The following is a 26,157-nucleotide window of genomic DNA, read 5'->3' on the forward strand; positions in this document are numbered from 1 at the left end:
GCTCAGCCGAACCACTGCCTCCACTGGTCCTCGGGGGTGGGGTTGTTCAGGACTCGGTCGATGGTAGGTACGGCCGGCTGCTCCAGCGCGGAGTCGATGATGGTGAAGCGCGTCGGCATGACCTCGTGCTTCTTCCAGCGGTTGCCGTAGTCGGTGATCCTGCCGGTCTGGGTATCGCGCTCCGTGTCGTGGACGCGGTCCACCAGGCCGTAGGTGTGCAGCTCACGTGCGCTGCGCCAGGTGTTGTCCTTCAACCCGAACTGACGGCGGTGTTCCTGCACCACGAACACACCGCCTCCGGTGTGAGCAAGGGGGAAGGCCGCCCGTCGGGCTGAGAGGGCGAGGAACACGGCGATCTCGGTGTTCGTGAGCGCGAATACCCAGAGGCTGGTGAAGAAGTGACGCGAGACGTACACGCCACCCTCCGGCACCGTGTACTTGGGCCGACTGACCGGAGTGCTGGCCTCCGACAACAGCGTGATCCGGTTGAGATCCCGCCGGCCAGGCCGGCTCTTGTCCGGGCCGATATCCACCAGGTGCTGCTTGTCGAGCACCCGCAGTGCTTCCTTGATCTGCCGCCCCCGCAGTGCACCGGCTTCCCGGTAGTCGGAGCTGGTGTCGGAGAGCACCACCTTCTGCCAGCTCTTGATCGGCGCGCTCGCCTCCATGTCCTCGAACGTGCGGTCGACGCGGACCCGCTCCCCGAGGCCGTACCGACACTGCGCGTCGAAGAGCATGAGCAGCTCCAGGCGAAGCGGCAGCCCTCTGGCGGGTACCAGGCGAGCCAGGCCCGGCGCGTGGTCGGTGCCGGGCTGCTGCAGCAGGAAGTCCTGCCGGATGAAGATCCAATCGGGGCGGCGCCCGGGAGTCCTGCCATCGCGGTTGCCGCCGTACTGCCAGAGGTGCTCCAGGTTCTGCCGGACCTCCTCGTGGAGGAGGGTGCTTCCCTCGGGCCCATCGCAGGCGCTGAGCAGCCGGTCGTTGATGACCGCCCTGGGCGGCCGGGCCGCCCTGGGGCGGCCCGGCGGCACCGGCGAGACGACGCTCACCGCTTGCTCCGCAGCGCACCGACATACCGGGTGAGCTGGGCGAGGACGTCGATGCAGTGGCGGCGGGTCCGCGGTTGGCGGGCGGCCAGTGCCAGCACCGCCACCAGGACAACGCCGAGGGACACCACCGCGGTGGGAAGAGCGATCAGCAGGACGGCTGCCAGCCATCCGTGCTGGTCATCGAGGCCGAGCATGTGTCATTCTCCGATCGGTACGGGCTCCCGCCCGCCGTCCAACTTCCTACGGTCGATGGCGGGCGGGAGGCCCCTCTCCGGCCTGCCAGACAGCAGCGCCAGGTGCAACAGTGACGGCTCCGCGGCTGGCTGTCTCGTTGCCGATCTTGAATGCCGTATGCCCGCTGACCGCACCAGAACTACTCGGCTTCGTAGAGGTTCTGGTGCGGTCAGCGGGTAGAGGCGAACGGGCGCACAAGATTTCCGTGCGGGAGATCGTGGAGGCGCACTACGCCACGCTCGACGCCGCTGGCGACGAGCCGATCACCGTGCGGCCCGCCGAAGGCGACCGCGCGCTGGCTCAGGTTGCCCGGCGGGAGCGTCCCGCCGCCGCGTAGGGCGACGTCGGACGCTGACCGCGCAGGCGTGACCTCTACCGGCCCGGAGCTTCGGCGGTCACGCCCGCCGAAGGCGACCGCGGCGGTGCCGGTGTCACCGCAGGCGCCTGGCTGGCTGTGTCGCTGCCGGACTGCGCCGCCGCCACCGCATCGCGGGTCGAGACCGGAAACGCCTGGGCGGCCGTCACCGCCGGTTCAGTGCCGGCGGCGGGGTTCTTCGCTCGGGCCAGGATTTCTGTCTGGTCCTCTGGCCGCTCCCCTCCGAACAGGCCCCACGCTTGGGTAGCTGACCCAGGACCACAAATACTTGATCTTGATGCGGTTTCATTTGGTCGGGCGCTTGGATGACTGGTCCCGCCCGCCAACATGGACCATGGTCTTGGCTTATGGGGGCGACGGTGGAGGTGGGCCGGTGACGTTCGTCGCGCTGCACGCCGACCGCGGCCGGGTGGACGCCACGCTCGATGACCTCGGGTGCGGATGGGTGTGGTCGGAGATCCACCGACGGCGGCCGCGTGTGCGTCTGTGCTGCCAACAGTGCGACCACCCCGTGCACGCCAAGGTGTCTTCGGGCGGCCTGCGGTTCTTCGCGCACGACCCGGAGCGCCGCCCGGACTGCCCGGCGGCGCGCGAGACGATGGAGCACCATCGAGCGTGCGATGCCGCGAGTTTCCGGGGGTTTTCTGAGGGGCTGGTTCGGACACCGGCCAAACGCGCGCGCGTGTCGGGTCTGTCGGGGTGATGTGCCAACCATCAGGTCATATCGGTCCGTCTATCCTGTTCTAGATAGAGCACGTAGGAGAACACCGCCGGCACCTTGACTGGAAGTTTCTCGGGTCGCTTCAGGAACATCGACTCATGGGCAAGGAGCAAACCGGTGCGCTGATCGAAAACCAGCAGGTCACGGGTCTCTCCGGTCTTAGAGTCAACGCTCACAGCAAGGCCACGGCGACCGAGCCTATCGGTGATCTCACCGCGCAGGAGCACTCCGTCGGTACGGGCGAGGAACCTCAGTGCCGCAACCCGCACGTCACGATCAACCGCCGCTGCGCGGTACAAATCTGCGATCGCTCGCACTGCTGACTGGGCACCCTTGTCCTGAGGCTGATGGGCATACAGTGCTTTAGCCAGGGCGTCGACGTCGTGCGGTATCGGATCGGCGATGACCGCCGCTAGCTGCCCTGCCGCGTAGGTGCTGACCTGGGTCCCACCTCGTGTTGCCGCCGTCATCAACGCCTGTGCATCCGGCTTATCGCCGACGTCGGACCGATGAAGGGAGGCGGTAACGACCTTGCCGGATCCGTCCAAGGCACGCCAGGTCGAGATCACCTGCGGCACCACCGCCACCGCCGTTCCGTCCTTAGCGGAGGAGGACATGTCCAGAGACCACTGCCCGACGCGCACGAAGCTGAACCGGCCGCTACGCTGTTCGTTGACAGCCGGCCCTGCCTGAACCGCGGAGGCTAGTTTCAACAGGGCGTCGCTGGCTGCTGGCGCGTCTTTGTCGTACTGCAGATGAAGCGGCGGGGGGGTTACGGCCAACACCGGTTTAGCCGGGCCGACGACCTGCACGACCAAGGCTCCCGCGATCGCCGTGGCGCTCGCGGCCACCGCACCCAACACAGCCCGACGCGTCCACTGCCTCCGAATGGAAGCCGGCGGCGAGTTGCGCGCCATGGCTGACCAGTCGACATGTGGTGCTACTGGCCAGTCGTCGACATCCCGAGCCGGGTCAACCTGCTTGAGCATGTTCTTGTCGATCTTCATCTCACGCCTCCACGCACTGTTGCCGGGGCTTTTCGGGTCCGCACCACCGGCGGGTCGTCCATCAGGCGAGCCAGTCGCTGCCGAGCCCGGAACAACCGAACCGCAGCTGCGGGTCGACTACACCCGAGAACTCGAGCCGCCGCTGACAAGTCGAGGTCCTCCCACGTCACCAGACGCAACACTTCGCGGTCGGATTCCGACAGCCCGGCAAACGCTCGTCGCACATCCTGCGCCAGGCCGACAGCCGCGAATCCCCCGTCGTCCACCATCACATCGAAGGTCTCGGTCATCGGTACGGTCACCGGCCGAACCCGCCGAGCACGCCAATGATCAGCCAGTACTCGACGGGCGATCCCATACAGCCACGGCATAGTCGACTCGGGTGCGTCTCGGTGCCGACGCCACGCCACGACGAACGTCTCCTGCGTCAGCTCCCGTGCAGACTCCATGTCACCGGTCCGCCGATAGCAGTAGCGCAGCACCAGGTGATAGCTCGACGAGTACACCCGCGCAAAAACAGCGTGCTCATCCTGACCAGCGCCCACCCGACCCCCTCAGTCTCACTAACTACTCGTGGCGGTGGGCGAACAAGGATTACAGGCGGAACCGGACTACTTTGATCACCGCCGCCAGCATCGCCCCACCGGTTCCACGGCATCATCACCGCGCGGGCCCATCCTGTCCCGGCGCGGCCCGTCGGGACAGGATGGGCCCGTTGTGGCCCTGGCTGGCCTTGCCCACGTCGGTGTCGGCAACGGCGTCGGCTACAGCCGCTTGAGTAGACACGGGGAAGCCCAGCGCGACCCTGGCCGCAGGCTCAGTGTTCGCCGCGGTGGAGGGAGTCTCCGGGCTGAACGGACCGTCCTGCACGATCTCGACGTCGCCCTTACCCAGGTCCCTACGTACCGTGCCGAGGTCGATTCGCCCATCGAGCTGGTCCTGCACCACCCGACACGCAAAGGCCCCTGGGGTCCGGGCCCGGTCCACAAAGCTGGGCACACCGCGAAGAAGCTGCTGCAGGTCGTGGCCAGCTTGCTGCGCCTGGTCCAGCGTGTACGCCAGCGCACCCCACGCCTCGCACCCGAGCACCCGCTCGGCCCGCTGCCCAGACGGCCACGCCCGGCGTACCTCAGCGGCCATCCGCTCCTGCCTGTCCCGCACCGCCTCGGCGGACATCGCCGGCCGCCGCGACCGGTCCGTGGCCTCGCGCACCGCCCGGTCAACGGCGTCGGACAGCACCTCAATGTCGTCCGGCTCGCGCACCGGCTCAGGCTTCTCGGCCGCCCGGCCCGCCCTCTTGGCGAGCTGGCCGACGACCGTCTGCCGGGCCTGCTGCGCCCGGGGATCTACGTGCTGCCACGTCGACGCAGCCCGCCACACCCGAGCGATGTCCTCCGTCCCCGCGGTACGCCACCACCCCGGGCGCATCGCCGGCCGCCACACCGCCGCGTCGGCCTGCTGTGCCGCGCGAGCCTGCGCACGGATCTGCCGGGCCTGCTCCTCGCTGGCCCGCGCGGCGCGTTGCAGCTGCGCGATCCGGGCGTCGATCAGCACCTGAGCCAGCTGGCCGGCAGCCTGAATCGCGGCGGTCATCGCCGCGGTGGCCCGCTGGTGGATCTCGGCCATCTCGTTGTCGGCCACTACCTCTCCCCGTCCCTCATCGCTGCGTCTGCTGATCCACCGCCGGGTCGACACGGGCCCGTGCCCGTGCCGCGTCCGGCTCCTCGCGCCCGACGCGCGGGCCTGGAACGTCTCGCTCGACGTGCACCGCGCCCTGCGCGAGCAGCGGCATCAGGTGCGCCGCTGCCCTGGCCGCCGCGCCGGCCGCGTGTGCCTGCTGCTCGGCCGCGCGCAGCTCGGCCAATGCCACCACCAGCCGGGCCGCCTGCACGACCACGGCGAGCAGCACCGCCGCCTCACCGCCGTCGCGGGCGGGTCCGGTGACCATCAGCGCGTCGGCGACCCGGCCCAGCTCGGCGGCGATCGTCGACGCCGCCGGCGCCGGTGCGCGACGCGGTGGTGCCGCCGCGCGGGCCAGTGCGTCAGCCGCCCGCGTCACCGGACCCCGCCCCGATGGCTCGGTGGCCGCCGCGACCCGCGCCAGCAGGTCGGCGCTGGCGCGGGCCACCACCGGCCACTGCGGCGAGCCCGGCGCGACGCCAGCCAGCCGCCCGCTGATCGCCTCCAGGGCGGCGGCCGACGACCGCCACACCGCCATCCGGTCCTCACCGCGCAGCGTCGTCGATTCCGCAGAATCCGCCGTCTTCCACTGCACTGCCGGCGCTGGCGGCGCGTCGGGCCACCGCTTGCGGATCTGGGGCAGGCTCAGGTCGCCGTCCAGGCTGCGCCCGGCATACCAGCGTGGCTTACCGGCACCGGTCGACCGTAGCGCCACGGCGTATCCGACCACCTGGTCCCGGTCCGTCGCCGCGGTGCGCGCAGCGACCAAGAGGCCGGCACCCTTCATTCGCGCGACCCACTCGGCTTCGCTGGTGGCGCCGGCGAGCGCGGCCCGGACCTGGCGGCGCAGCAACTCCCGGTCCGGCGCCTGGTCGACGCGCCGGGCCCGCTCGACCTCGGGCCGGGTCAGCTCCGGACGCCGGGTCGCCCCGGCCCGACCGGGTGTCCACTTGCCCAACCCGAACTCGTCCTCGATGAGGTCGGCGACCTGCTGGCTACGCCGCTTGTCCTGCCGCAGCCACACCGGCGCCCCGTCCTCGGTGGCGAGGGTGACGACCAGGTGCACGTGGTCGTTGCCGCGCGCCGACAGTCCGTGCCGCACCGCGATCCACCGGCACCCGGCCCGCTCCGCGTCGCCGGTGAAGCCCATCTCGGCCACGAACCGGCCCGCGATGCGGCCCCACGTCGCGTCGTCGAGCTGGCCCTCGTGGGCCGGCATGCTCAGCGAGCACTGCCACACGTACTGCTTCACTCCGCGCTCGCCGGCGGCGATCTGCGGCGCGTCCAGCCGCGCCGCCAGCTCGTCCAGCGACCATCGCTCGCCGTCGCGGTCGTGCCGGCTGGGAGTCAGCAGCGCCATGTCGTCGTACCCGGCGACCAGGTGCGGGTTGACGTGTTCCTCGGCCTTCCCTGGGCCAAACAGGTACTCCAGCAGGCCCCGGACCCGGGCGCCGTAGGTGACCTTCGGGATCATCAGCGTCGGCCGGTTTGGGCGGCGGCGATCGCGGTGACGAGGTCGTCGACGCGGGCCGCGATCCGTGCCAGGTACGCCGCCGTGGCGGCCAGGTCCCCGGCTGGTTCCCCGGTGGAGTGCAGCCGCGCTACCGCCTGGTTGAGGTTGGTCGCCGCGCCCCGCACCTGCCGGTGCACCCCCATCAGCTCGACCAGCAACGGGCCCGTCTCCCCGCCCCCGCCCAGGCCCGTTGGGGCGGGCACGAGCGGCGCCGAACCGGCCTCCGCCAGGTACGCCGAGGTGGCCATCCGGGCCGCCGCCGCATTCGCCTCGACCGCCGCCCGCTCCGCCTCGGACAGCCGCACGGTCACCCGGTGCACGCGCGGATCATCGTCGTTGTGGGCACGTCTCCGGCGCTCGCTGGCACCGAACCGGACCACACCGACCTGCGGCGACTCAGCCACGTCGACCACCCTCCCGGCGGGCCGACGCCGCCCTGATCTGCCCGGCCGCTACGCGGCCCGTCTGACCAAAAGTCAGACTTTTATTCCAACTTGCTCCGGCAGCGCTGGTGGATCGCGCGTGCGCGATCTGGCCGTGTGGTCGCGCACGCGAGCACACCTGGCGGCGCGCACCACGAGACGGCCTTGTGGTGACCCGACGCGGCCGGTCGCCAGCGTCCGCCGTCGTCGACGCGGCGCGGCGCTGTGCGACGTGCCGGTGGCACGTCCGTGCTCCTGGTCGACGTCCTCGTCGAGCGCTGCCGGCGTCTCCGGCGGTCACCAGCGGTGCCACAAGGTCGGGCCCACGTGGATCGATCTTGACCGCTAGGCTCGGCGTCCACAGCCACCAGACCGGAGCATCCAGGGGGAGGATCCCATGGCCGACCAGTCCGCCAAGGCCATCCGTACCGAGACCGAGAAGGCCGCGCTGCAACTGCTGCGCGAGCGCGCGGCCCTGGTCGGCGAGGCCGCTACCGCCCGGCACGACCGCGACCAGCTCGTCGACGCGCTGCGCGAGGCCAACGCCCGATACGCTGCCCGATACGCCGACGCCGTCGCCGGCGGCTGGAGCGCCGAGGAACTGGCCAAGCTCGGCCTGGACGCGCCGGAGTCGTCGACCACGTCCAGGCGACGCCGCGCACCCCGGCAGGCGCAGCCCGCGCAGGGTCAGCCGGACGAGCTGGTGGCGCCGGCCGAGGTCCCGGCGCAGACGTAACGGCCACGCCCACGTCACGATGACGGCCTCTCCAGCTTCGGCGGGGGAGGCCGTCATCTTGTGGGCGCCGGTCACGACCTGGTCCCGAGCGGCACGCCGCGGGCCCGCATCCAGGCTTCCGGGTCGACCGCGTTGCTGCTGTTGGCGTTATACGGACCAGGACGCACGTCGACGTGCACCTCGAAGTGCAGGTGCGGCCCGGAGCTACCGCCGCTGTTACCGACGTGTCCGATGACCGCTCCGGCCGCGACGCGCTGACCGATGGACACCTCGGGCGGCTCGATCATGTGGCAGTAGCGGGTCACGACGTTGCCGGCGTGGCGGATGTCGACGTACCAGCCGCAACCGCGCGCGCCGGTGTGCCCGTCGCGGTTGCAGGTGGTGTGCCAGTCGCACTTGACCTGCTCCACGACCCCGGCCGACGCGGCGCGGATCGGGTCACCCCGCACGTCTGAGGTCGACATGTCGACGCCGGCGTGCAGGCGGCCGTTGCGTTGCCCGAACGGGCTGGTGACCATCGCCCGTAGCGGCTGCACCCAACCGCCCGGGCCGACCGGGACCGGGCCCAGGTCGTCAACGCCGCACGGGGCCGTCGGCGCACCACCGCCGATGTCGTCGATGCTCGGCAGACCGAGCACCCGCGCGGCAAGCTGCTCCGCGTCAGGCTCCCACTTCTGGTACGCCTCCGGCAGGCCCGAACGCTGCACCGCCTGCGCGGCATCGGTCAGCCGCATCCGCTGCCACCCGTCGACACGCACCAGCGCCTCGTAGAACTTCCCGGCCGCGTAGCTGGGCGTCATCCGCTCCCGCACACTGCCCCACCCCGGACGCTGCTGGAACAGCCCGACCGAGTCGTGATCACGGCCCACACCCTCGTGCGGCAGCGACAGCGACTCAGGCACCGTCGCGTTGGCCAAGTTGCGCAGGGTGGACTCCTGCATCGCGGTGGCCAGCGCAATGACGTACCCACGGGGCGGCACCTGACGCTGGCGTCCAACCGCCACGATCGTCGCCGCGTGCGTGCTCTGGGCACTGTCCCACCTGCCACCGCCCGGCACCGGTGAGGCACCAGGTAGCGACGGCACCTCGCACGCCGCCGCCTCAGCCTGCGCCAGGCCGAACAACATCAACGGCAGGCCCACCGTCCCGCCGCACACCAGCATGACCACGGCGGCCACCGCCACGATCAACGCGACCGGTCGCCGCGTCACCGAACCGCCCGAACGAAGTCGTTACCGATGACCACCCAACGCCCGGCCACGGCGGCGAGGGTGACGGTCAACGTGCCGGCATCGGTGGGCACCTCGTACACCGCCGCCCCGTTCTTCGGCGGCTGCTTCGCCGCCGGGCGGCCCGTCACCTGGGTCGCCGGAACCTGCGCCGGGTCAACGGTACGCAGCGCATGGGCAAAGCCGTCCTCGCAGTGCGGCGCGACCCGCTTCCACCACACATCCGCCGGCAGATCCGAACGTGCCCATGCCACCGCGAACGCCTCCACCACCCTCGGCGCCTGAGCGGCCGGCGGCAGCGCGGCCGGCGCCTGCTCGTCGCCGTGGTCGTCGCTGCCCGGTGCCTCACGGGACGACGTCGGCGACACCTCGACCGCGCTGACGGTCGGATACACCGGGCCGCTGACATCCGGTGCCGGTGTGCCCGGCCCTGCCGCCGTGCCGCACCCCGTCAACGCCACCGCCGCACCCACAGCAGCCAACGCCGCCCGAACCTGCCATCCACCGTCTGTGATGCGCGCGGATGTGGCTGCTCTGCGTGCCATATGACGCCTCCCCCGTACTTTCATTCGCGTCCTTGTCGCGGCAGAGCAATCACCATAGATCCATTGAGAAACGCGGTGCTACTGTCGGCTACTCGTCGGTGACCTTGTTACACGGGGGAGGCATCAGATGGCGGGGAGCATCTGCGCGCGGCGGGAACGCCGGTGAAGGCAACGACTGTTACCGCGCACCGCACGCGCCTTGGGAGCGCACCCCACCTTCCGTCCTCGGCGATTCCGGAGAATGTCCTCCTGAGTGGATGGCCGCCGATCTGGTGGGTCGGATGCCACGGTGGAGCGGGCACGAGCACCCTGGCGCGGCTGGCCGGCTTCGGAGTCGACTTCGGTCGGACGTGGCCGCTGACGACGCCGGCGATGCCGCCCGCCCAGGTGGTGCTGGTGTGCCGCCTGTCCGCCCACGGCACCTGGGCGGCCACCGGAGCAATCGAGCAATGGCGTCGCCGCGCCGGCATATCCGGCACAACCACCGTGCTCGGCGTGGTCGCCGTCGCGGCCTCCCCACGGCGCCCCCCACGCATCGCCACCGAACGACTACACCTGCTCGGCGGCTGGGCGCCGCAGGTGTGGCGCGTCGGCTGGATCGACGCCCTCCTGGCCGCCGACGACCCCCGCGACGTCGGCACACCCCCCGACGTCGAAACACTCCGCCACGCCCTCGCACAAAAGATCAACACGAAAGTGAACCGATGACGCTCGCAGACCTACCCGCTCGCATCGGGCTGTACCTGGCAGCCCCCACCCCTCCCCCCGGTGGGGTCCCGAACCCAGGCGGCGGCGTGGCACCCCCCGGAGTGGTGCAGAGCAACGTGCTAGAGATCCTCCAGTGGATCGCGTGGCTCGCCACCGCCGCGTGCGTCGGAGGGATCATCTACAGCGCCGCGAAGATGGCCATCGCGCACCGCCGCGGTGACGACACCAACGTCGCCCAACTCGGCTGGGTGTTCGCCGCCTGCATCCTGATCGGCAGCGCATCCACCATCGTCGGCGCCCTGATCGTCTAGCTCGGGGAGGCCCCTCATGTCACAGCCTGACTTCACCCAGCGACCGCCATGGACGCGGCCCGGATTCATCGCCGCCGCCGTGCTGGTGGTGCTTATCCTCGCGGCGGGTCTGCTGGTCGCACTGCTACCCAAGGGTGACGACGACAGGGGCGGCGGCGGTACGACCACCGGCACGCCGACGACAGCGCCCGCTCCGGCCGACAGCAGTACCGAACAGGAGCTGCCCACGGCCGTACCGACGTCTCCACCGGCCGACGTGCGCTGGGAACTCGTCGGCGCGTCCGCCGTGCCGGTCAGCGCCACCGCAGGTCCGAAGCGGATCACCGAGACCACCGCGTCTGGGTACGCCCACACCCCGGAAGGTGCTCTAGTCGCTGCCGCCCAGCTCATGACCAGAGCCAGCCACACCCTCGGGCCCGCCTACTGGCAGCCCACCATCGAAAGCCAATTCGTACCGAGCGCCGACCGAGACCGCCTCGTCGCCGAGTACCGCGCCAGTGACAGTGGCCCCGCCGACCCTGGCTCGCTGAGCCAGATCGCCGGCTTCACCTACCAGTCCTACACGCCGGACACCGCCGTCATTGGGCTGGTGCTGCGCGCACCGTCGGCCGGCACCCCCCGCTACCACGTGCTGTCGCTGACGCTGCTCTGGCGTGACGGCGACTGGCGCATGCAAGCCCCGCCCGGCGGGGCGTGGGTCTCCATCAACCGCGTCACCAGTGACCTCGCCGGGGTCGTCGAGTGGGGGCCGCGGTAGTGCCGGACGACTGCCCCATCGTCAACCCCGTCTGCGTCCCAGGTCACGTCCTCGACACCACCGCCGGCCGGTTCCTCGACGAACTGTCCGAGCAGGCATCCGAGGCCGCTGCGGAGATGCTCAAGGCCTTGGTCGCCGGCTGGTTGTCCATCCCTACGCCCAAGGTTTCCCAGGGCTCCTGCCACACCGACGCATCCGGGAAGCTCGTCTGCGACGGCACCGTCGACTACCTGAGCGCCTACACCAACTGGGCGGTAGCCGCGCTCGCGGTGGGCGCGGTGCTCGTCGGGGCGATCCGGCTCGCCTGGGAACGCAACGGCCGCGACGCTGGCACCCTGACCAAGGGCCTGGTGACCATGGTCGTGCTCGCCGGCGCTGGCGTGCCCGCCGTGCAACTGCTGATCGGCATCGGCGACGCCTACTCCGACTGGATCCTCCAGGCCTCCGCCGACGGTGACCTCGGTGCCCGGCTGCGTGCCTTCGCGCCAGCCGCCGCCACCAATGGGCTATCCGCGCTGATGGTGATCGGCATCTCGATCATGATGTTCCTGGCCACCATGGTGCAGTTGCTGCTGCTGCTGGCCCGGGGCGCCGGCTTGGTGCTGCTGGCCGGGCTGCTCCCGCTGGCTGCCGCGTCGGGCATCGCCGGGTCCGGCCGTGCGATCCGGGACCGGTACCTGACGTGGCTGCTCGCCCTGGTGCTCTACAAGCCTGCGGCGGCCACGATCTACGCGGCGGTCTTCTGGATGCTCGGCAAGGCCCAGGACCTCACGACGCTGCTCACCGGCCTGGTGATGTTCTGCATGGCCATCGTGGCGTTGCCTGCCCTCATGCGGCTGATCGCCCCGGCGGTGTCGGTGCTGTCCTCCGGCGGCTCCGGGAGTGCGGCGATGGCAGCGACCTCCGCAGCCGGACAGATCGCCTCGGGTGCGATCCGGCTCAACGCCAGTAGCGGTGCAAGCGGCGGCGGGCCCGGGGCGCGCTCCGGTGGCAGTGACCCCGGCAGGCCCGGCGGTGCCACCCCGTCTGCCCCGATGCCAGCGCCCCGCCCCTCCGGTGAAGGCGCGAGGACCGGCACGGCGGCCCCGGTGCCGGCAGGGTCCGGGAGTTCGACGGCCACGACAGCCCAGACGGCAGCCAGCACGGCGCAGACGACGGGTGCGGCAGGAGCCGCCACGTCGGCGGCCGGACCGGCCGGGCTCGCGGTCACAACAGCACAGGCGGGGCCCGGCACCGTGCGCAAGGTCGGCGGGACGGCGTCCGGAGCGGTTGGCGGTGAGGGCGCATGAGCACCGAGGTACGGGAACGAGCTGGCGAGCAGCAGCAGCGCACCTACGGCAACTGGCGCCTCGGACGCGGGGCCGGGTTGTTCGGGCTCGGCCCGGCCGGCACAATCGCCGCGTTCCTGGTCATGGTGCTGTCCGCAGCGATGCTGCCGGTCTCCGCCCTGGCCGCACTGATCACCGCCGTAATCGGGCTACTCGTGCTCGCGCCCCTGGCGATCCGGGTTGGCGGGCGCACTGGATTCCAGGTCATCAACGCGCGGGTGGCGTGGTGGCTGGCGCGGGCCCGCCGCCACCACGTCTACGTCTCGGGGGTGGCGTCCCGGGTCACCGCCGCGCACCAGCTCCCCGGGGTGCTGGCCCGCTCCGAGGTGTACGAGGTGGAGACCGGCCGGTCCGGGCTCGTCGCCGTCGTCGTGGTGCCGCAGAGCCGGCACTACACCGTCACCCTGCGGTGTGCGCCCGAGGGCATGGACCTGGTCGACCAGGCCGTCATCGACGCCCGCGTCAGTCACCTGGCGTCGTGGCTGGCGGCGCTGTCGCGTGAGCCGCAGCTCGTGCAGGCACAGGTCACCGTCGAGACCACCCCGGACCCGGGCACCCGGCTGGCCGCCGAGGTCACCGCCACGTCCCGGCCCGACGCACCGTCGCTGGCCCTGCAGGTCCTCGACGACGTCGTACGGTCCTACCCGGCCGGGTCGGCGGCCGTCGACACCCGCGTGTCGCTGACCTACACCGCCCCGCCAGGCCGGTCGATGTCGCACGAGGACGTGTGCCGGGAGGTCGCCGCCCGGCTGCCGCACCTGCACGCCGGGCTGACCGGCGCCACCGGCGCCGGCATCGTGCCGATGTCCGCCCGCGGCCTCGCTGCCGTGGTGCGCGCCGCCTACGACCCGGACGCCGCCCTGGACCTCGCCCGCGACCCGCAGCTCACCCCCGACTGGACGCAGGCCGGACCGGTGGCCACCCGGGAGAGCTGGGATTCCTACCGCCACGACTCCGGCGTCTCGCGCACCTGGTGCATGGTCGAGGCCCCGCGCGGGGTGGTGTACTCGCGGCTGTTCGCCCGCCTCACCGACCCGGACCCGCAACTGCTGCGCAAGCGGGTGAGCATGATCTACCGGCCGTACTCCCCCGCCGACGCGGCGCGGCTGGTGGAGGCCGACAAGCGCGACGCCCGGTTCCTGGCTGGCAAGAGTCACCGGCCCAGCGCCCGGGACCTGACCGACCTGGCCGCCGCTGAGCAGGCCGCCCAGGAGGAGGCCACCGGCGCGGGCGTCGTCCGCTTCACCGTGCTCGTCACCGCCACCGTCTCCGCGGCTGACGACGGCAAGCAGCTCGACGAGGCCACCGGCATCATCCGGGCCCGCGCCGGCGAGGCCCGCCTGACGATCCGGCCGATGTACGGCTGCCAGGCAGCCGGGTTCGCCGCCGGCCTGCCCGCCGGCGTGGTCCTGCCCGTCCACGCCACGATCCCCTTTTAGGACGGCGGCGATGACCAACCCTCGCACCAACACCCCACCACCACGGCGCCGACCGGCCGGGCGTCGGCCCGGCCGCCTCGGCTACGCCGCACCCGGGGGTGGCCGGTGGTCGTGGATCGAGCCCTCGACGGAGTACCGGGGCACCACCGTGCAGGTGTGCGGTTTGTACCCGTTCGGCACCGGCGCGTCGACGCCGATGATCGGCGTCCCGGTCGGCCGGCACCTCTACACCGGCAGCGCCGTCTGCTTCGACCCGATCTCCTGGTACACCCGCGCCCGGCTGATCAACAACCCGTCGGTGTGGATCGAGGGCGAGCCCGGCATGGGCAAGAGCACGGCGGTGCGGCGAATGGTCCTCGGCCTCACCGCCCAGGGCGTCACCCCGCTGATCCTCGGCGACCTCAAGCCCGACTACGCCGAGCTGGTCCGCGCCCTCGGCGGGCAGGTGCTGCGCGTCGGGCCCGGCCTCGATCGCATCAACCCCCTGGACGCCGGCCCGTGGCGGCAGGTCCTCGACCGCGTCGACGAGCGCACCGGCGCCGTCGTGCGCGCCGCGGTGACCGACCGGCGGCTCAACATGCTCGTCGCCCTGGCCACCCTCGTGCGGCGCGGGCCCGTCACCTCCGACGAAACCACCGTCCTCGCCGCCGCGCTGCGCTACCTCGCCGAGCGGGAGACCGACACCCCGCCGGTGCTCTCCGACGTCCTGAACGTCATCCGCGACGCCCCAGCCGAGGTGCGCGCGGTCACGCTGTGGCAGGAAGACGGGGACGTCCCCCGGTTCCGTGAGGACGTCGCTAACCTGCACCGCACTCTGCTGGCGCTGCTGCACGGCCCGCTCGGCGACACCTTCGAGGGGCAGACCACCACGCCGATCCGCCTCGACACCCCGGCGGTGTGCGTCGACATCTCCAGCATCGACGACACCGACGAGCTGCGCACCGCCGCGACCCTGCTGTCGACCTGGTCCTACGGCTTCGCCCAAGTGGAAGCCGCGCACCTGATGGCCGACCTCGGCCTGGCGCCACCGAGAACGTTCTTCACCGTCCTCGACGAGCTGTGGCGGGCGCTGCGCGTCGGGCACGGCCTGGTCGACCGCGCCGACGGCCTCACCCGGTTGAACAGACAGAAGGGCACCGGCACCGCGTTCATCACCCACAGCCTGGCCGACCTGGAGGCGCTGCCCACCGCCCACGACCGGGCCAAGGCCAGAGGCTTCGCCGAACGGTCCGCGGTGCTGATGATCGGCCCCTGCTCCGAGCAGGAACTCGACGCCGTCGCGCGGGTCCGGCCGCTGTCGCAGGCCGAGCGGCGCGAGGTGCTGTCCTGGTCGGCGCCGCCGTCCTGGACCTCGGCTGAGGGCAGCGGCACCGTCGGCCGTGGCAACTTCCTGATCAAGGTCGGATCGCGGCCGGGTATCCCGGTGCACCTGGAACCCACCGAGACGGAGATGCGCCTGGGCAACACCGACTTCCGCTGGACTATGACATGAGCAGCCGGCCCGCCGGGCCGCGCGGTGGCCACGACGACGCCGGCCTGATCGCCGGTGGCATCGCCGCCCTGGTCCTCATTCTCGCCAGCGGCGCGTGGCTGCCCGTCGTGCTGGCCCGCCCGCCCGGATACACCGGCGGCGGACCGATCCAGGTCGCCGCCGCGGTGCTACGCGGCGACATCACCTGGACCACCACCTGCACCCTCATCGCCGTCGCCGAGGTGACCGTCCTGCTGCTCCTGGCCGTCGGCGGGGCTGCCGCCTGGCGGTGGGCACGTCGGCGCCGCACCCGCGTCGACCCGGCCGCCCGCCGCATGGCCAGCCGCAAAGACCTCGCGCACCTCGGGCCGAAGGGCATCGCCGACAGCGGCCGGCGGCTGCGGCCCAGCCTCGCCGACGTCGACCGGCCCGAGGCCGACCAGCTCGGCGTGCTGATCGCCTACACCGTCGCCGGCGGAATGCCGCTGCGCCAGTCCTGGGAGGACATGGCCGTCGACATCTGGGGCCCGCGCACCGGCAAGACCACCTGCCGGGCCATCCCCGCCATCGTCGCCGCCCCCGGCCCGACCCTGGTCACCAGCGTCAAGGGCGACATCGTCGACGCCACCCGCGACATCCGCGCCGCACGCGGCACCGTGTGGGCGTTCGACCCGCAGCACATCCTCGGCCCCAAGCAGGGCATGTGGTGGAACCCCCTGCGCGCCGTGGCCACCATCACCGACGCCCGCCGCCTCGCCGAGCACTTCGCCTCCGCCGAACGCGAGCCCGGCGTCAGCCGCGACGCCTTCTTCGACCCGAGCTCCGAGGAGTTGGTGGCGAACCTGCTCCTCGCGGCCGCCGTAGCCGGCCGCGACATTCTCGCCGCCTACCGGTGGGCCGTCAGCCCCCGCGACGACGAACCCGCGATGCTGCTACGCGAGCACGGCTTCGACCTGCCCGCCGACGCGGTCGCCGGGGTGGTCAACATGCCCGACAAGACCCGCGGCGGCATCTACGCCGGCGCGCAGAAGATGCTCATGTGCCTCACCGAACCCGCCGTCACCACTTGGGTCACCCCACCCACCCGCGGCGGGGTCCTCGAGTTCGACCCGGCCGCCTTCGCCGCCAGCACCGACGTGCTGTACCTGCTGTCCCAGGGCGGCCCCGGATCCCCTGCCCCGCTGGTCGCCGCTCTCACCGACGCCGTCCTGCGTGCTGGCGAGCTGCGGGCCCGCACCTGCCCCGGCCGGCGCCTCGATCCGCCGCTGCTGAGCGTCCTCGACGAGGCCGCGAACATCTGCCGGCTGCGCCAGCTCCCGGCCCTCTACTCCTTCTACGGCTCCCACGGCCTGCCCATCATCACGATCCTCCAGTCCTATCCCCAGGGGGTCGACGTGTGGGGACGCGAGGGCATGCGCAAGCTGTGGTCCGCGGCGAACGTCCGCACCTACGGCGGCGGCGTCGCCGACCCCGACTGGCTGGAAGAGCTGTCCAAGCTCATCGGCGAGCACGACGTCACGACCAGGTCGACCAGCAGCAGCGGGTCCGGGTGGGGCCAGCGGTCCGTCTCCCACGCCACCCGGCGGCAGCGGATCCTCGACGTCGCCGACCTGCACGCCCTGCCCCGGGGCCGGATGGTCGTCTACGCCTCCGGCGCCCCGCCCGCGCTCGCCCGCACCGCCCCCTGGCAGACCGGCCCCTACGCGGCGGCGATCCGCGCGTCGATCGCCCGCTGGGATCCCCACGAGCGCACCGACTGGACCCTCACCCCCGACGCCCCGCCGGAGCCGACCCCATGACCCTGCCCCAGCCCGGACCGGCCGGTGACCCGGTCGCTGACCTCAGCGCCCTGCTCGGCCAACTCGCTGGCGACCCGGACGTGACGCCGCCGGCCGCCACACCGCCAGCCGGCGACGACGCCGCACCGGAGCCGGCCTACCGCAACGTCGAGGCGTTCGTCGCCGACTACCTCGCCCACGTCGTCGAACGGCGCCTCGCCACCGGGCCGACCTCCGGGGTGAACTGGTGTCCCCGCTGGTGGGCGCACCCGGAGGCGATCTCCCGCCTGTACGCGCTGTGGCGGGCCTGGGAAACGCTACGGGTCAGCGACCCGCAGACCGGCATGAGCATCTGGTGGCGCGACCACCTCGACCCCCACCTCGCCGCGCTGGCCGCCGAGTACGGCCCGTTCAGCCGCTGCAGCCCGGACAAGCACACTGAACCCCGACCCCTGCCCGTCGAGCCGGCCCCACCGGAGGTGCTCACGCAGCTTCCCGACGCCGACGGCGTCTAATTCCCCGGCATTGCAGGCGACTCGGCTGGCCTCGATCCATCCGACGAACACCTGGGCATCCAGGAGGCATCCCACCCCGAAGGGGACGAAGACGGACAGATCTATGCTATGATGGACACGGCACCGAGGTGCCCCATAAGTACTCCGCAGGTTACGGGTTCGAGCCCCGTCGTCTCCACCAACAAGGGGACGTAGTTCAATTGGTTAGAGCAGCGGATTGACCAGACGAGGCCGGAGCGGACCCCCGCTCCGGCCTCGTCCGTTCTGATTCACCGTCCGCGTGTCAGGCGAAGCAGACAGTGAAATCCGCTCGGGTCATGCCCGTCAGCGGTACGGACGCAAGCCATAGCCGCGTCTGGCCGGCCGATGATCACTACCCTGTCTCTCACCCGCACCCGTTCACCGTCGGCGAGCCCGAGTGACCGGCCGCACGGAGAGGGGTGAGGGTGCGGCAACGCGAAAGGGCCCCGCGGACGTCCACGGGGCCCTCCCGACGGGAGCGAGACGCCGACCTTGCGCCGCGACGCGGAAACCCAACGAAGCGACTCGTTTTGTAGTGGGCCCGCAGGTACTCCCGTTGACCTCCGCCGGAACCTCCTGGCACCGCGCCCACCGACTGTGTGAATGCGGCACTGACCGTCCTCGACCTCGATCTGGACACAAGGTAGCATGGGGTCTGCCGCTTACGCAAACCACTCCGCCACCAGGCGCTCGCCACACCCCTGCCGCTTTCGCTCCGCCTGTACGTTTACACCGGTGCTACCATAACTAAAGAACACCGGATCAACCCCTACGCTTACACCGCACAGGACTGTATCGCTGAACAAGTAGAATGGCCAGACTGGTGAAAAACGCGGGCGAGACGAAGTTTCATCAGGATCCTCACCAGCTGGGGACTGCACACGAGGCGGCTCGACACGCTGGTGCCTCCAGCGCTGCCATCCGGTGGCGGTTCATCGCTCGGAACGATCCGACGGAGCCGCCTCCCCCAATGGCGCGGATCCTCCGTGGTGGCGGCGGCCGCGGCGGAGTCACTCGGTTGAAGCTGTTCCTGTCGTTGCTCTGGTTGGCCCGCGGTCGCCCCGATCCGGTGTTCGGCTACCCGGCGCGGCAACTGGCGTCACTGCTCGGGCTGTCCAACCCGTCCGGTGCAGGCGCCCGACGCATCCGTGAAGCGCTCAAGTGGCTGGAGGAAGAGGGCTTCATTGCACTGGAGCACCGGCCCGGTGAGGCCGCCCGGATCCACATGCTGGACGACGCCGGCTCCGGCGGGGCGTACGAGGCGCCGGGACCACTGGTGACCAAACACCGCAAGCGCTCGCCGGAGCAGCGGGAGAAGCACTTCTACGTGCAGCTCAAGCGAGAGTTCTGGACCGAGGGCTGGATCAGTCACCTGTCCGGGGCAGCGGTCGCCATGTACCTCGCCGCGCTACATGAGGAACGCGGTAAGACGGGCGAAGCCGTATGGATCTCCCCACGCATCGGGCGGGAACGCTACGACCTGAGCGACGAGACCCGGGGAAAAGGTTTGGGAGAGTTGGTCAACCTCGGCCTGCTCAACCTGGGCAAACGCCCCGTGCCCCAAGCCTCGTTCGACGAGCGGTACCGGGCCCGCAACGTGTACCGGGTGGTTACCACCGGCCTCGGCAACGTGCATGGCAAGACCCGAGACGCCCTGACCTCCCAGGACCTCCTGGACCCATTCGAGACGCCGGAAGATCCCGCCCCTGATCCGTATTCAGCGCCGCGCTACCGTCGTCGCGCATCCCACCTAGAAGCCCTTCGGTGAGCTGCTGCCCGGCAGCAGAAGTCGACAGATCCCCCGACCGCTGCTGATGTTGATCTCCGCCGGCGTCCTCGCTGCTGGCCACCAGCTACGAACGAGCCTTCCAGACCCGCTGCACCTTGATCATCTTCCGGATTTTGACCCTGAGTGACTAGGAGGTACGAGCCGTGACCGAACAGTCCGTGCTGGCCAACCTGGGCCAGTTCGAGTGGGACTCGACCGAGTCCGTTTCCTACGAGGTCGCCATCGAGGCGGTCAGCCAGGCGGTCGCCGCCATCACCCCGCTCATCGCCACCGCTCGGCAGCAGGACAACGACGCTGCGGTGGCGGAGCTGATCGACCTGCGGAAGCAGTGCATCGCCGCGCGTAACGAGCTGCGGCCGACCGACCACCAGGCAGTCGCCGCCACCACGCAGCGCTACCGAGCCCTGGCCGAGCAACTCGGTCGGCGCGCTGCCTGATGCCGATCGACCCGAGGCGCTACCTGCTTCCCGAGGAGCAGTCGCAGCGGATCTTCCGCGAGGAGATCGCCCCGGAGGAACTCGCCCACGGGGTGTCCCAAGACCAGCCGGTGGTGGTCTTCGTCGCCGGGCAGCCCGGCGCGGGCAAGACTATGACCACCGAGTCGGTCAAGCGTGAACTCGATCAGCGTGGCGGCGCGATTGTGGTCAACTCCGACTTCTACAAGCCCTACCACCCTGAGTACAGCAGGCTGCTGCGGGAGGACGACCGCAACGCTGCGCCGTACACCAGCATGGACGGACGCCGGTGGATGGCCGCCGCCGAGCAGTACCTCATCGACCGGCGGGTCGACACGATCATCGAGACGACGATGCGGGACCCCGGAGACTTCCTGGAACCCGCGGCAATGTTCCGCGCGGCCGGCTACCGGGTGGAGGCCGCGATCATGGCGGTGCCCGAGCCGCTCAGCCGACTCGGCATCGTCCACCGCTATCACGACCAGGTCCAGAAGCTCGGCCACGGCCGGTTAACCGCGAGGGACAACCACGACGCCTCCTACCAGGGTGTCCGCCAGGCCGCCGTGGCGATCGACCGACAGCGGGTGGTCGACGTCGCCACCGTCTACCGGCGCGGCAACCACCAGCTACACATCAACTACCTCGACGCCGCCGGCGCATGGCGCTGGCCGGCCGGCACCGCGGCAGCCATCGACGCTGAGCGCCAGCGGCCGTGGACCCCCGAGGAGACCAAGGCGTTCGCGGCAATTGCGAAGCAGCTCACCGACGAGATGGGCCCCGAGTGGCACGGAGAGCTCCGAGACATCGTCCGGCTCACGGCACCTCTCGCCGACCCGCAGACCCCGCTGCCTCAGATCACCGACGTCTCTCCCGGAATCACGGCGGCCGCGCGAGCGTTCCCGACCAGCACCCGTCAGTCCCTACCCCGGCAGCCGGCGGTGCGCGACGCCGAGTCCACACCGCCAAGAGCGAGCCGCGAAGCCTCCAGAGGCGAGGAACCCAGCCGTTGACTCAGGGATCCCGCAAGAGCGGGAAGCAAGGTGGCCGTCATCCGGCCGCGGAACGTCGTCCCGCACGCGAGGGGGTCATCCGGCGTCTAGCTAATCGGCTCGGGCACGGCGGCATGCGTCCTCGGCTACGGCTCCTACCGCAACCTGCCCCGACACCCTCCTTGACCATCCCGATCGCATCGAAGAGCTGCCCGACGGGCGGGTGCGTCGCCTGTGGCGGCGTCGCACCGTGTGGGCGGTGGCTGATGCCCGCACCGGGCGGCACTCCACTGGCCGTACCCCCGGCACGACCGGTGCCCGCCAGCCCCACCCGTACGCCAGCGATCCGCGCCTTCCCGCCGCGATCGAGCTACTTGTTGAGGCGGACGCCGCTGGGCGGGACCGGCGGGGGGCTCGGTGTGGAGTTGGCGCGGATACTCGGCGTCTCGCAGCGCACCGCGCAGCGGCTGCTTGCCGAGGCGCAGGCGGCGCCGACTGCCGCTGGTGATGTCAAGCTCTCCGGCCCCTGTCAGTAACGACTGCGCTTTTGTCGGAGGCTGGTCCTATCGTTGACCGCGTGGTTCTGCAGATCGACACCTCCGCGCCGCTGCTGCGCCCGAGCCAGCTCACCGATCTTGTTCGGGCTGTGAGTCTCGCTGACCCGGACGACGAGAGTCTGTGGATTGAATGGAAGTCGACCCTCGACCTAAGTACTTCGGCAGGGCTGGAGCAGGTCGTCAAGGCCATCATCGGGCTGGCCAACCGTGAGCCGGCTGCCGCCGGGCGACGGGCTGGAGGGTACGGCTACCTTCTCGTCGGGGTCGAGCCCGGGTGGATTAATGGTGTGGCGACTATGGACCCGGAGAAGTTGGTCGGTAAGGTGCGCTCCTACGCCGGCACCGCTATCAGCTGGACGCCGGAGTACATCGCAATCGAGGGGAAACAGGTCCTTGTCGTGATCGTGGATCCGCCGCAGCCCGGCGACCCGATCCATATCCTCCGCAAGCAGACCGAAAAGTTTAAACCGGCCACAATCTTCGTCCGCCACACCGGCCGTACCGACCCGGCGAACCCCGACGACTTTGACAAGCTTCAGGCCAGGTTGCTTCAACGGACCCCAAGTCTGCAGCTGTCCGTGGCGGCTATGCCCTCAACGATTGAGGAGGCAGCTGACATCCGGGGCGCGGTGAGCCGATGCGTGGATGAGCGCCGGCCTGGTCTTCTCGCCGCACGTCACCAGTCCGGACGGCGTGAACCCGACATTGACCTCGTGGGGGTACGCGGCGGACTGCTAGGGCAGCGAGTGCCCGACAGCCGGACCGAGGAACAGTACGCCGAGGAGGTCGAGCAGTTTCTCCACGACGCGGAAGAGGCTCTCGTGCATCGCGGAGCCTGGGATCTTTTCCGGCACGAGCCGGCCTCGCTCAACGTGACGGTGGCCAATCCCACCGATGTCGGTTTCGTCGGCGTTCGGCTTGAGTTGCATGTCCCAGGGCAGGTGCAAAGCTACCCCGAGGAGCTGGTCGAGGCCCTGGAAGGCGATCGCCCGGACGCTCCGCGTGCGCCCAAGCCCCTCGGCACGCCCACCTTTCGCAGCCCCATCCAGCTCGGCGTCCACAACTTCGGGTCGTACATCCCCGCGCCCGTGTTCCCCGGCCCAGGCCCCTCGTACACCGTGCGAGACACCGGGTCCGTCACCATCGTTTACGACGACTTCGAGTTGCGCGCCGAGGACGCGATGACCTTGGAACCAGTGCCACTACTCGTACACGAGGAGCCAGGAACGACGCTGACGGCCACCTGGTCCGCAACCGCTAACGGAATACGTGGCCGGATCAGCGGTGAGTTCCCCATCACGGTTAGCCCCAGCACCCTTGACCTGGAGAATCTAGATGAGAACGGAGAGAGCGACGAGTAGCCCACGTTCGGTGAGACCATGCTGCTGACGCTGGAGAAGACGCCAGCCGCCTGCGCACCGGCAACGCACCCCGTGTCATGGCCACCCTGCGCAACACCGCGATCAGCCTGCTACGCCTGACCGGCACCACCGCCATCGCCAAAGCCCTACGCCGCAACAGCCGAAACCCTTACCAACCACTACAACTGCTCGGAATGGCCTGAACGGGCATACGACAACCTTGCCTGAGGGCCCTGGCACCGCCCCATACCGACAGCGAGTACGGGAGATGGTGAGAGCAGCTCGACCTAGTACGGCACAGGGCGGCCACCCGGGTTGGGGCGGCTGCCCTGTGCCGCACTAGTCAGGGGCACCGCGTCGGAAACCGACTCATGAAGCGGGCCGAAGTACCTGATCGATTTTCATGATGTGGCTGAGGCTGTCGAAGTGAGAGTCCAGTGCAAGGTACTCATCGGCGGTGTCGCGGAGGTGGCGGCTTACGGCGTGGGACCAGGAGACCACACGGACGGCGAGGCCACGGGCCTGAAGCGACTGGATGGCAGGCAGGAAGTCACCGTCTCCCGCGGCAAGTACGGCCGTGTCGCCAGCCTTCATGTACTTGAAGGAGTCCTCCAGCATGGTGGTGCTGAGAGTGTCAACGGCCAATCAGATCTCCCCGTAGGCGGCCAGTAGTTTTCCCCGCTGGCGGCCATGGTTTCTCCCCAGTGGCGGCCAGATAGTTCCCCGCCTGTGGGGTGGTGCTGGGGTCAGTGCAAGGCTTTGACGCCCTGTCCGGCGGTGGCTTGGTTGAACCGGTAGCTGTCACCCTGGGTCACGACGACGTGGGCGTGGTGCAGGAGTCGGTCGACGGTGGCGGTGGCCAGGGTCTTGGGCATGATCTCGTCGAAACCGGACGGGTGCAGGTTCGAGCTGACCGCGAGGCTGCGGCGTTCGTAGGCGGCGTCGACGAGGCGGTAGAACCCTTCGGCGGCGTCCGGGGAGACCGGTAGCAGGCCGATGTCGTCGATGATGATCAGGTCGGTGCGGATCAGTCTGGCCATGGCTCGGGCGACGGAGTCGTCGGGGCGGTGGCGGCGGACCATGACGCCGAGGTCTTCGATGGTGAACCAGGCGACGGTCATGCCGGCCTCGACGGCGGCTTGGCCGAGGGCTTCGCAGAAGTGGCTCTTGCCGGTGCCGGACGGGCCGCAGATGGACAGGTTCTCCTTGCGCTGCACCCATTCCAGGCTGCGCAGGGCGTCCTGGGTCGGCCGCGGGATCGAGGAGGCCTGCTCGTCCCAGTCGCCGAAGGTTTTGCCGGCGGGGAACGCGGCGCGTTTGCGCCGGGTGCGCAGGTTGGCCTGGTCCCGGCCGGCTGCCTCCTCCGCGAGGAGGACCCGCACGACTTCGGCCGGGTCCCAGCGTTGCGCTTTCGCGGTGGGGATGAGGTCGGCCATGGCCCGGCGCAGGTGCGGCAGTTTCAGCCGGCGGGTGAGCTCGATCGCTTCGGTCAGCGGGTCACCGGCTGCGCCGGTGACCCGCAACGGGGTGATGGTCACTGTTCTCCAGTCGTCGTGCCGAAGGTTGACCAGGCAGAGGTGCCTGGTTGCAGGCTGTGGGTTTCGCTGGCCCGAGTGGGTGGGGTGTCGTCGTCGCGTTGGTGGGCCAGGATGCGGATCAGGTCGTTGTCGGCGAACCTGCCCGCCAAAGCGGCGGTGCCGAGGGCCCGGTCGACGTGGTCGACGCCGTGCAGCTTCGCGAGAGCGACGGCTTCGGCCATCTTGCGGCGCACCCCGCGGACCCCGGCGGCTGCGGCCTCGACCAGCCACGCGGCGGCGCCGGGGCCGAGAGCCAGGAACGCGGCCTCGTCGGCGGTGCGGGCCCGCGGCACCCGATCGGCGGTGTCGGACTGGCGTGATCGGGGCGGGTAGTGCTCGTCGAGGATCGACGGGCGGCCCGGCTGGGCCCGCTGGTGGCGGGCGACCTCGGCCGGCCCGTCCTCGCTGACGGCGGTGACGATGAGTTCGTCGCCGTGGAACCGGGCCCAGACCCGGGTGTCGACCAGGTGGTGCGGGACCGAGTAGCGGACTCCGTCGACGGAGATGGTGCAGTCCCAGTTCACTCGGCGGGTGGTGCCGAACGCGACGGTGAACGGCTGCGCCGGCAGCGGATGCAGCCGGTCGCGTTCGTCCAGGAGGGCTTCGGCCGGGCGGCGTCGGGTGTCGCGGTGGATGCGGGCGTTGACCTCGTCGGTGAAGTCGCGGCAGGCCGCCTCCAGTTCCGCGAACGTGCGGTACTGGCCGAGCAGGTTCGCGCTGGTCGGGACCAGGTCCGCCTTGGCGATCTTCACGGTGTTCTCGGCGCCGCCCTTGGACTGCGGGTCCGCCGGCACGCAAGTGCGGATCGTCATCCCGTAATGCCGGGCCACCTGCACGATCTCCGGATTACGCACGGCGATGTCCGCGACGTGCTCCACCGTGATCGTCTTCTCGTTGTCGGTCAACACATAGGCCGGCACCCCACCCAGGCGCCGCAGGGTGGCATCCAGGCAGGCCACGACCGTCGGCAGGGTCTTGTCCAGCACCGGGATCACGACCCGGAACCGGGACCAGGGCAGCCACGCGCACCACAACGTGGTCCGCCGGCCGCCGATGCGTGGGCCTTCGCCCCAGTCGAACTGAAGCCACAAACCGGGCTCGGGGATCCACGGGCGGAACACCCGTCGCTGCCCGGCCTGCCAGGACTTCTTCACCGCCGCGACCGCCCGGCGGGTGGTGCGCTCTCCGCCGGCGAAGCCCATCGTGGTGATCCGCCGGTGCACCACATCGGCGCGGACCCGGCCACCCGAGCGGGCCACCAACTCCTCGATCTTGTCCATGAACTCGTCGATCGGCCGAGCCCGCTGGGTCCGCTCCTCGGGGCTGCGTCCCTCGGCCCGCAACTTCACATACCGGGCCACGGTGTGGTGATCACACCCGGCCAGCTCGGCCGCCGCACGGTAACTACCCGTGAGGTCGTATGCCTCCAAAATTTCCACGATCTCCCTGCCGCGTTTCACGCCGCCGACCCTCGCCGACCAGCGTCTCGTCATGATCAGCGGGGAGGTATCTGGCCGTCCACGGGGAGAACCCTGGCCATCAGCGGGGCGGTAAATGGCCGCCTATGGGGATCTTTCACTGGCCGCCGA

Annotated in this window: 28 protein-coding genes and 1 pseudogene; 17 read left to right on the forward strand and 12 right to left on the reverse strand. The window is 70.6% G+C overall.

Annotated elements, in window-relative coordinates; translation table 11 throughout:
* Positions 1-2 precede the first annotated feature (2 nt).
* The gene (locus GA0070608_RS00135) at positions 3-1,049 is read right to left on the reverse strand and encodes a hypothetical protein (protein WP_091619491.1); all 1,047 of its coding nucleotides are present in this window, start codon (positions 1,047-1,049) and stop codon (positions 3-5) included.
* On the reverse strand, positions 1,046-1,243 hold the full coding sequence (locus GA0070608_RS00140; RefSeq protein ID WP_091619494.1) for a hypothetical protein: 198 nt from the start codon (positions 1,241-1,243) through the stop codon (positions 1,046-1,048). The genes GA0070608_RS00135 and GA0070608_RS00140 overlap by 4 nt, the downstream gene beginning before the upstream one ends.
* Positions 1,244-1,488: 245 nt before the next feature.
* Between GA0070608_RS00140 and GA0070608_RS33890 the strand changes: the two genes are divergently transcribed.
* Entirely contained in the window at positions 1,489-1,620 is a 132-nt protein-coding gene (locus tag GA0070608_RS33890) for a hypothetical protein (RefSeq protein WP_281185678.1), read from the forward strand.
* 412 nt (positions 1,621-2,032) lie between these two features.
* Positions 2,033-2,362, forward strand: coding sequence for a hypothetical protein (locus GA0070608_RS00145; RefSeq protein WP_091619496.1), 330 nt, complete (start codon positions 2,033-2,035; stop codon positions 2,360-2,362).
* Positions 2,363-2,373: 11 nt separating this feature from the next.
* Here GA0070608_RS00145 and GA0070608_RS00150 read toward each other — a convergent pair whose 3' ends face one another.
* From GA0070608_RS00150 to GA0070608_RS32440, 5 genes are all read right to left on the reverse strand, one after another.
* Positions 2,374-3,387 (reverse strand): CU044_5270 family protein, encoded by a 1,014-nt coding sequence (locus GA0070608_RS00150; RefSeq protein WP_245715633.1) that lies wholly within the window; start codon positions 3,385-3,387, stop codon positions 2,374-2,376.
* Positions 3,384-3,932 carry an RNA polymerase sigma factor gene (locus GA0070608_RS00155; RefSeq protein ID WP_091619502.1) on the reverse strand — a complete coding sequence of 183 codons (549 nt, stop codon included), beginning with the start codon at positions 3,930-3,932 and terminating at the stop codon, positions 3,384-3,386. Before GA0070608_RS00155 ends, GA0070608_RS00150 begins: the two co-directional genes overlap by 4 nt.
* A 115-nt stretch (positions 3,933-4,047) precedes the next feature.
* Positions 4,048-5,028 (reverse strand): hypothetical protein, encoded by a 981-nt coding sequence (locus GA0070608_RS00160; protein WP_245715634.1) that lies wholly within the window; start codon positions 5,026-5,028, stop codon positions 4,048-4,050.
* Between the two features lie 16 nt (positions 5,029-5,044).
* A complete protein-coding gene (locus GA0070608_RS00165; RefSeq protein ID WP_091619506.1) occupies positions 5,045-6,541 on the reverse strand; it encodes a relaxase/mobilization nuclease domain-containing protein in 1,497 nt (498 codons plus the stop codon).
* Positions 6,541-6,984, reverse strand: coding sequence for a plasmid mobilization protein (locus GA0070608_RS32440; RefSeq protein WP_245715635.1), 444 nt, complete (start codon positions 6,982-6,984; stop codon positions 6,541-6,543). The genes GA0070608_RS00165 and GA0070608_RS32440 overlap by 1 nt, the downstream gene beginning before the upstream one ends.
* Positions 6,985-7,399: 415 nt before the next feature.
* Between GA0070608_RS32440 and GA0070608_RS00175 the strand changes: the two genes are divergently transcribed.
* Positions 7,400-7,738 carry a hypothetical protein gene (locus tag GA0070608_RS00175; protein WP_091619514.1) on the forward strand — a complete coding sequence of 113 codons (339 nt, stop codon included), beginning with the start codon at positions 7,400-7,402 and terminating at the stop codon, positions 7,736-7,738.
* Between the two features lie 71 nt (positions 7,739-7,809).
* Here GA0070608_RS00175 and GA0070608_RS00180 read toward each other — a convergent pair whose 3' ends face one another.
* Together GA0070608_RS00180 and GA0070608_RS00185 are read right to left on the reverse strand one after the other, a co-directional pair.
* The gene (locus GA0070608_RS00180; protein ID WP_245715636.1) at positions 7,810-8,949 is read right to left on the reverse strand and encodes a M23 family metallopeptidase; all 1,140 of its coding nucleotides are present in this window, start codon (positions 8,947-8,949) and stop codon (positions 7,810-7,812) included.
* Entirely contained in the window at positions 8,946-9,428 is a 483-nt protein-coding gene (locus GA0070608_RS00185) for a hypothetical protein (RefSeq protein WP_245715637.1), read from the reverse strand. The genes GA0070608_RS00180 and GA0070608_RS00185 overlap by 4 nt, the downstream gene beginning before the upstream one ends.
* A 456-nt stretch (positions 9,429-9,884) precedes the next feature.
* On the opposite strand from GA0070608_RS00185, the gene GA0070608_RS00190 reads away from it, so the two are divergent.
* The 14 genes and pseudogenes from GA0070608_RS00190 (at position 9,885) to GA0070608_RS33895 (ending at position 23,194) form a co-directional block, all read left to right on the forward strand.
* Positions 9,885-10,220: a hypothetical protein gene (locus tag GA0070608_RS00190; RefSeq protein ID WP_245715638.1), complete on the forward strand. Its 336-nt coding sequence runs from the start codon at positions 9,885-9,887 to the stop codon at positions 10,218-10,220.
* Positions 10,221-10,306: 86 nt separating this feature from the next.
* On the forward strand, positions 10,307-10,531 hold the full coding sequence (locus tag GA0070608_RS00195; RefSeq protein ID WP_245715639.1) for a hypothetical protein: 225 nt from the start codon (positions 10,307-10,309) through the stop codon (positions 10,529-10,531).
* Positions 10,532-10,547: 16 nt separating this feature from the next.
* On the forward strand, positions 10,548-11,288 hold the full coding sequence (locus GA0070608_RS00200) for a DUF8175 domain-containg protein (RefSeq protein WP_091619521.1): 741 nt from the start codon (positions 10,548-10,550) through the stop codon (positions 11,286-11,288).
* Positions 11,273-12,577 carry a hypothetical protein gene (locus tag GA0070608_RS00205; RefSeq protein WP_245715640.1) on the forward strand — a complete coding sequence of 435 codons (1,305 nt, stop codon included), beginning with the start codon at positions 11,273-11,275 and terminating at the stop codon, positions 12,575-12,577. The genes GA0070608_RS00200 and GA0070608_RS00205 overlap by 16 nt, the downstream gene beginning before the upstream one ends.
* A complete protein-coding gene (locus GA0070608_RS00210; RefSeq protein WP_091619524.1) occupies positions 12,574-14,055 on the forward strand; it encodes an SCO6880 family protein in 1,482 nt (493 codons plus the stop codon). The genes GA0070608_RS00205 and GA0070608_RS00210 overlap by 4 nt, the downstream gene beginning before the upstream one ends.
* A 10-nt stretch (positions 14,056-14,065) precedes the next feature.
* On the forward strand, positions 14,066-15,547 hold the full coding sequence (locus GA0070608_RS00215) for an ATP/GTP-binding protein (RefSeq protein ID WP_091619528.1): 1,482 nt from the start codon (positions 14,066-14,068) through the stop codon (positions 15,545-15,547).
* On the forward strand, positions 15,544-17,325 hold the full coding sequence (locus tag GA0070608_RS00220) for a type IV secretory system conjugative DNA transfer family protein (protein WP_091619531.1): 1,782 nt from the start codon (positions 15,544-15,546) through the stop codon (positions 17,323-17,325). Before GA0070608_RS00215 ends, GA0070608_RS00220 begins: the two co-directional genes overlap by 4 nt.
* Positions 17,322-17,819, forward strand: coding sequence for a DUF4913 domain-containing protein (locus GA0070608_RS00225; protein ID WP_091619534.1), 498 nt, complete (start codon positions 17,322-17,324; stop codon positions 17,817-17,819). Before GA0070608_RS00220 ends, GA0070608_RS00225 begins: the two co-directional genes overlap by 4 nt.
* 1,039 nt (positions 17,820-18,858) lie before the next feature.
* A complete protein-coding gene (locus tag GA0070608_RS00230; RefSeq protein ID WP_176733585.1) occupies positions 18,859-19,608 on the forward strand; it encodes a hypothetical protein in 750 nt (249 codons plus the stop codon).
* 164 nt (positions 19,609-19,772) lie between these two features.
* The gene (locus GA0070608_RS00235; protein WP_091619538.1) at positions 19,773-20,066 is read left to right on the forward strand and encodes a hypothetical protein; all 294 of its coding nucleotides are present in this window, start codon (positions 19,773-19,775) and stop codon (positions 20,064-20,066) included.
* The gene (locus GA0070608_RS00240; protein ID WP_091619541.1) at positions 20,066-21,094 is read left to right on the forward strand and encodes a zeta toxin family protein; all 1,029 of its coding nucleotides are present in this window, start codon (positions 20,066-20,068) and stop codon (positions 21,092-21,094) included. Before GA0070608_RS00235 ends, GA0070608_RS00240 begins: the two co-directional genes overlap by 1 nt.
* A 90-nt stretch (positions 21,095-21,184) precedes the next feature.
* Positions 21,185-21,609 (forward strand): annotated as a pseudogene (locus GA0070608_RS33160) (hypothetical protein); the annotation flags it as partial.
* A 41-nt stretch (positions 21,610-21,650) separates the two neighbouring features.
* On the forward strand, positions 21,651-22,991 hold the full coding sequence (locus tag GA0070608_RS00250) for an AlbA family DNA-binding domain-containing protein (protein ID WP_091619544.1): 1,341 nt from the start codon (positions 21,651-21,653) through the stop codon (positions 22,989-22,991).
* A gap of 77 nt (positions 22,992-23,068) precedes the next feature.
* Positions 23,069-23,194 (forward strand): hypothetical protein, encoded by a 126-nt coding sequence (locus tag GA0070608_RS33895; protein WP_281185679.1) that lies wholly within the window; start codon positions 23,069-23,071, stop codon positions 23,192-23,194.
* A 166-nt stretch (positions 23,195-23,360) separates the two neighbouring features.
* Here the strand turns inward: GA0070608_RS33895 and GA0070608_RS00255 are convergent, their stop codons facing one another.
* The 3 genes from GA0070608_RS00255 to istA form a co-directional block, all read right to left on the reverse strand.
* Complete coding sequence (locus GA0070608_RS00255) at positions 23,361-23,609, reverse strand: NYN domain-containing protein (RefSeq protein ID WP_141719377.1); 249 nt, start codon at positions 23,607-23,609, stop codon at positions 23,361-23,363.
* Between the two features lie 128 nt (positions 23,610-23,737).
* A complete protein-coding gene (gene istB / locus GA0070608_RS00260) occupies positions 23,738-24,529 on the reverse strand; it encodes an IS21-like element helper ATPase IstB (protein WP_088999046.1) in 792 nt (263 codons plus the stop codon).
* Positions 24,526-26,028: an IS21 family transposase gene (gene istA, locus GA0070608_RS00265; RefSeq protein WP_088999612.1), complete on the reverse strand. Its 1,503-nt coding sequence runs from the start codon at positions 26,026-26,028 to the stop codon at positions 24,526-24,528. Before istA ends, istB begins: the two co-directional genes overlap by 4 nt.
* Positions 26,029-26,157 lie beyond the last annotated feature (129 nt).

Origin of the sequence: Micromonospora peucetia (assembly GCF_900091625.1) — a bacterium.
Classification (GTDB): Bacteria; Actinomycetota; Actinomycetes; order Mycobacteriales; family Micromonosporaceae; genus Micromonospora; species Micromonospora peucetia.

Excerpts from the sequence above, each read along its gene's own strand:
- GA0070608_RS00140 (WP_091619494.1), bottom strand. The coding sequence starts at position 1,243 with ATGCTCGGCCTCGATGACCAGCACGGATGGCTGGCAGCCGTCCTGCTG.
- GA0070608_RS00150 (WP_245715633.1), bottom strand. The coding sequence starts at position 3,387 with ATGAAGATCGACAAGAACATGCTCAAGCAGGTTGACCCGGCTCGGGAT.
- GA0070608_RS00165 (WP_091619506.1), bottom strand. The coding sequence starts at position 6,541 with ATGATCCCGAAGGTCACCTACGGCGCCCGGGTCCGGGGCCTGCTGGAG.
- GA0070608_RS00175 (WP_091619514.1), top strand. The coding sequence starts at position 7,400 with ATGGCCGACCAGTCCGCCAAGGCCATCCGTACCGAGACCGAGAAGGCC.
- GA0070608_RS00190 (WP_245715638.1), top strand. The coding sequence starts at position 9,885 with ATGCCGCCCGCCCAGGTGGTGCTGGTGTGCCGCCTGTCCGCCCACGGC.
- GA0070608_RS00200 (WP_091619521.1), top strand. The coding sequence starts at position 10,548 with ATGTCACAGCCTGACTTCACCCAGCGACCGCCATGGACGCGGCCCGGA.
- GA0070608_RS00210 (WP_091619524.1), top strand. The coding sequence starts at position 12,574 with ATGAGCACCGAGGTACGGGAACGAGCTGGCGAGCAGCAGCAGCGCACC.
- GA0070608_RS00215 (WP_091619528.1), top strand. The coding sequence starts at position 14,066 with ATGACCAACCCTCGCACCAACACCCCACCACCACGGCGCCGACCGGCC.
- GA0070608_RS00220 (WP_091619531.1), top strand. The coding sequence starts at position 15,544 with ATGAGCAGCCGGCCCGCCGGGCCGCGCGGTGGCCACGACGACGCCGGC.
- GA0070608_RS00225 (WP_091619534.1), top strand. The coding sequence starts at position 17,322 with ATGACCCTGCCCCAGCCCGGACCGGCCGGTGACCCGGTCGCTGACCTC.
- GA0070608_RS00240 (WP_091619541.1), top strand. The coding sequence starts at position 20,066 with ATGCCGATCGACCCGAGGCGCTACCTGCTTCCCGAGGAGCAGTCGCAG.
- GA0070608_RS33895 (WP_281185679.1), top strand. The coding sequence starts at position 23,069 with ATGGCCACCCTGCGCAACACCGCGATCAGCCTGCTACGCCTGACCGGC.
- GA0070608_RS00255 (WP_141719377.1), bottom strand. The coding sequence starts at position 23,609 with ATGCTGGAGGACTCCTTCAAGTACATGAAGGCTGGCGACACGGCCGTA.